4 protein-coding genes and 1 pseudogene are annotated in these 2,526 nt (G+C 61.2%); 3 read left to right on the top strand and 2 right to left on the bottom strand.

The features are described 5' to 3' along the window. Positions 1–119 precede the first annotated feature (119 nt). Both ACH4F2_RS35650 and ACH4F2_RS35645 read left to right on the top strand, forming a co-directional pair. Entirely contained in the window at positions 120–272 is a 153-nt protein-coding gene (locus ACH4F2_RS35650; protein ID WP_003945965.1) for an SDR family oxidoreductase, read from the top strand. Between the two features lie 348 nt (positions 273–620). Beyond that, the gene (locus ACH4F2_RS35645) at positions 621–1,328 is read left to right on the top strand and encodes an IS6 family transposase (protein WP_398136774.1); all 708 of its coding nucleotides are present in this window, start codon (positions 621–623) and stop codon (positions 1,326–1,328) included. A gap of 76 nt (positions 1,329–1,404) precedes the next feature. Here ACH4F2_RS35645 and ACH4F2_RS35640 read toward each other — a convergent pair. Both ACH4F2_RS35640 and fdxA read right to left on the bottom strand, forming a co-directional pair. Further along, a pseudogene (locus ACH4F2_RS35640) lies at positions 1,405–1,878 on the bottom strand (cbb3-type cytochrome c oxidase subunit I); the annotation flags it as partial. A 9-nt stretch (positions 1,879–1,887) separates the two neighbouring features. Next, complete coding sequence (fdxA, locus tag ACH4F2_RS35635) at positions 1,888–2,262, bottom strand: ferredoxin (protein WP_070159664.1); 375 nt, start codon at positions 2,260–2,262, stop codon at positions 1,888–1,890. A 60-nt stretch (positions 2,263–2,322) separates the two neighbouring features. Here fdxA and ACH4F2_RS35630 point away from each other — a divergent pair. After that, positions 2,323–2,526 (top strand): helix-turn-helix domain-containing protein (locus ACH4F2_RS35630; RefSeq protein WP_398136773.1); only part of this gene is annotated, 204 nt, incomplete at its 3' end.

Here is a 2,526-nt window from a genome sequence, read left to right as displayed (position 1 = left end):
CGGTAAGCAAGGAATCCGTTGCAACGCTGTTGCTCCGGGTGCGGTCATGACACCCGTCCTTCCGCGACAACGTCCCCGCAGAGGTCATCGATGAAATCCGGCAACACAACGCCCTCGATATGATCGGTGATCCCGAGGACATCGGCTGGGCGATGGTCTACCTCGCATCGGACGAGTCCCGATACATGAGCGGTCAAACGCTGGTACTCGACGGGGGTCTCACCGCGCAGAGTCCCATCGCCGCGAGCCGCCGCGTATTGCTCGATCGCTGACAACAACCCCTAGTTCTGGCCCACTTTCCGTGAGGGATTGCCGCTCACTCCTCATCGGCTCACCAATCCGCCGTCATCGATCAATCCGGAGACCGAGGCAACCCCTCTTCACGCTCTCGGAGAGGGCACAGGCACGGACTTGTCGAGGCTGGTCGACTGCGTCAAGCTCGATTACATTTGGGCACCAAAGTAACGGGGACCATGCGGCGCCGATGGCTCTGACAATGCTGCCCGGGTACCGGAGACGACGAGCTGCGTGAGTACATGCGTGTGAAGTCGCCGCAGCTTTCGTAGCCGTGTCTACGGCACTGTCACGTTGTTGAACGCGGGAAACTGGGAGAATGTGGCGTGAGCACCTCACTGTCGTACAAGGGCCACCGCTACCCGGTCGAGATCATCAACCACTGCGTGTGGTTGTACTTCCGGTTCCCGCTTAGCTTCCGTGAGGTGGAGGAGATGATGCTCGAACGCGGTGTCGTGGTGAGTTACGAGACGATCCGCCGGTGGTGCGCCAAGTTCGGGCAGGCCTACGCCAACCAGCTGCGCCGACGGCGGGCCCGGCCCGGTGACAAGTGGTACCTCGATGAGGTCTTCATCAAAATCAACGGCACACTGCATTACTTATGGCGGGCGGTCGACCAGCACGGGAACGTGCTCGATGTGCTGGTCCAGTCCCGCCGAAATGCGGTGGCGGCCAAACGGTTCTTCCGCAAGCTGCTCAAAAGGCTGGAGTATGTGCCGCGAGTGATCGTCACCGACAAGCTCGCCAGCTACCAGGTGGCGCACCGCGAGATGCTGGCCTCGGTCGAGCATCGCAGGTCGAAGTATTTGAACAATCGAGCCGAGAACTCGCATCAACCCACCAGGCAGCGAGAACGTGCGATGAAACGCTTCACATCAACCGGGCACGCGCAACGATTCCTGTCCGCCTTCTCGGGCATCTCACCGCATTTCCGGCCCAACCGGCACAGACTCTCTGCGCCCGAATGGCGGACCGAGATGGCCGACCGCTTCACGGTCTGGCAGGAAGTCACCGCCACCGATGCCGCCGCCTGAAAGTGAACGTCCCGGCGGCGTGCCGTAGCGTCCTGCCCCAAACCAGCCGCGCCGCTATACTTTTCGACTAACGTGACAGTGCCCTGGTCAGCGGGGTATATCCCGTCCATCCGAAGTCGGCGGCTCCTCCGGGGGTGAGGAATCCGGATACGGTGATGAGCGCACCGAAGAGGTACAGCCAGTAGCTGAGCGCGTTCAGTCGCGGGAACGCCACATCCGGTGCGCCGATCTGCAGGGGAAGTATGTAGTTCGCGAAGCCGAAGACGATCGGAGTGGCATAGAGCAGCAACATGATCGTGCCGTGCATGGTGAAGAGCTGGTTGTACTGCTCGTTCGAGAGAAACTGAAGACCGGGGACGGCAAGTTCGGTCCGGATCAGCAGGGCCATCAATCCGCCCAACATGAAGAAGGCGAACGAGGTGACCAGATACATCACGCCCAGCTGTTTGGGATCGGTCGTAGTGGCAGCGGAATAGAGGAACGTGCCCTTGAGCCCCCGCCGTTTCGGGTAAGGCCGCGAAGGAAGGAGCTCTGTCACAATGGGAGTCATTGCCGTTCCTCACTGCGCGGGAGATGGCGGTCCGATATCCGGACGATTCGAGTGCGAATACCCGCCTACCAGCTCCGTATCGACGCCTACGCGACCAAGCTTCGCGGATCCGCCCGGCGACCCCACTACCTCGGCCGCACCGGGCAGTCGCCGATGGAAGAAGCGGGCATTGTCATCGATGAAATCTTCCCAGCGGGCGGGGACGTCGGATTCGTACGAGATGGCCTCGACCGGGCAGACCGGTTCGCACGCACCGCAGTCGATGCATTCGTCCGGGTGGATGTAGAGCGACCGCGCTCCTTCGTAGATGCAGTCCACCGGGCATTCCTCGACGCACCCCCGGTCCAACACGTCGATACATGGTGCAGCGATCACGTACGTCATGAGCGTCCTCTCAGGACACCGCCTATTTTCGAGGAAATCTTTCCTCTAAAGTCTTACAGTATGGCGATACGAAAGGGAACCGGTTCTGCGCGCGCCGGCACCCATGCAGTACTTGCGTCCCGGCGGCGAGTCCAACTGCTGGACGCTTTACGAGCCGGCGCGGAATCGATGGCCGCCAGCGAACTGGCGGATCTGTGCAACCTGCATGTGACCACAGTTCGGTTCCACCTCAACGCGTTGATCGAAGTCGGCCTGATCGCGAAG

Origin of the sequence: Streptomyces sp. NPDC017890 (assembly GCF_044328675.1) — a bacterium.
Taxonomy (GTDB): domain Bacteria; phylum Actinomycetota; class Actinomycetes; order Streptomycetales; family Streptomycetaceae; genus Streptomyces.
The sequence above is the reverse complement of the archived record's forward strand: the minus strand, read 5'-3'. Positions and strand labels throughout refer to the sequence as shown.

Excerpts from the sequence above, each read along its gene's own strand:
- fdxA (WP_070159664.1), bottom strand. The coding sequence starts at position 2,262 with ATGACGTACGTGATCGCTGCACCATGTATCGACGTGTTGGACCGGGGG.
- ACH4F2_RS35650 (WP_003945965.1), top strand. The coding sequence starts at position 120 with ATGATCGGTGATCCCGAGGACATCGGCTGGGCGATGGTCTACCTCGCA.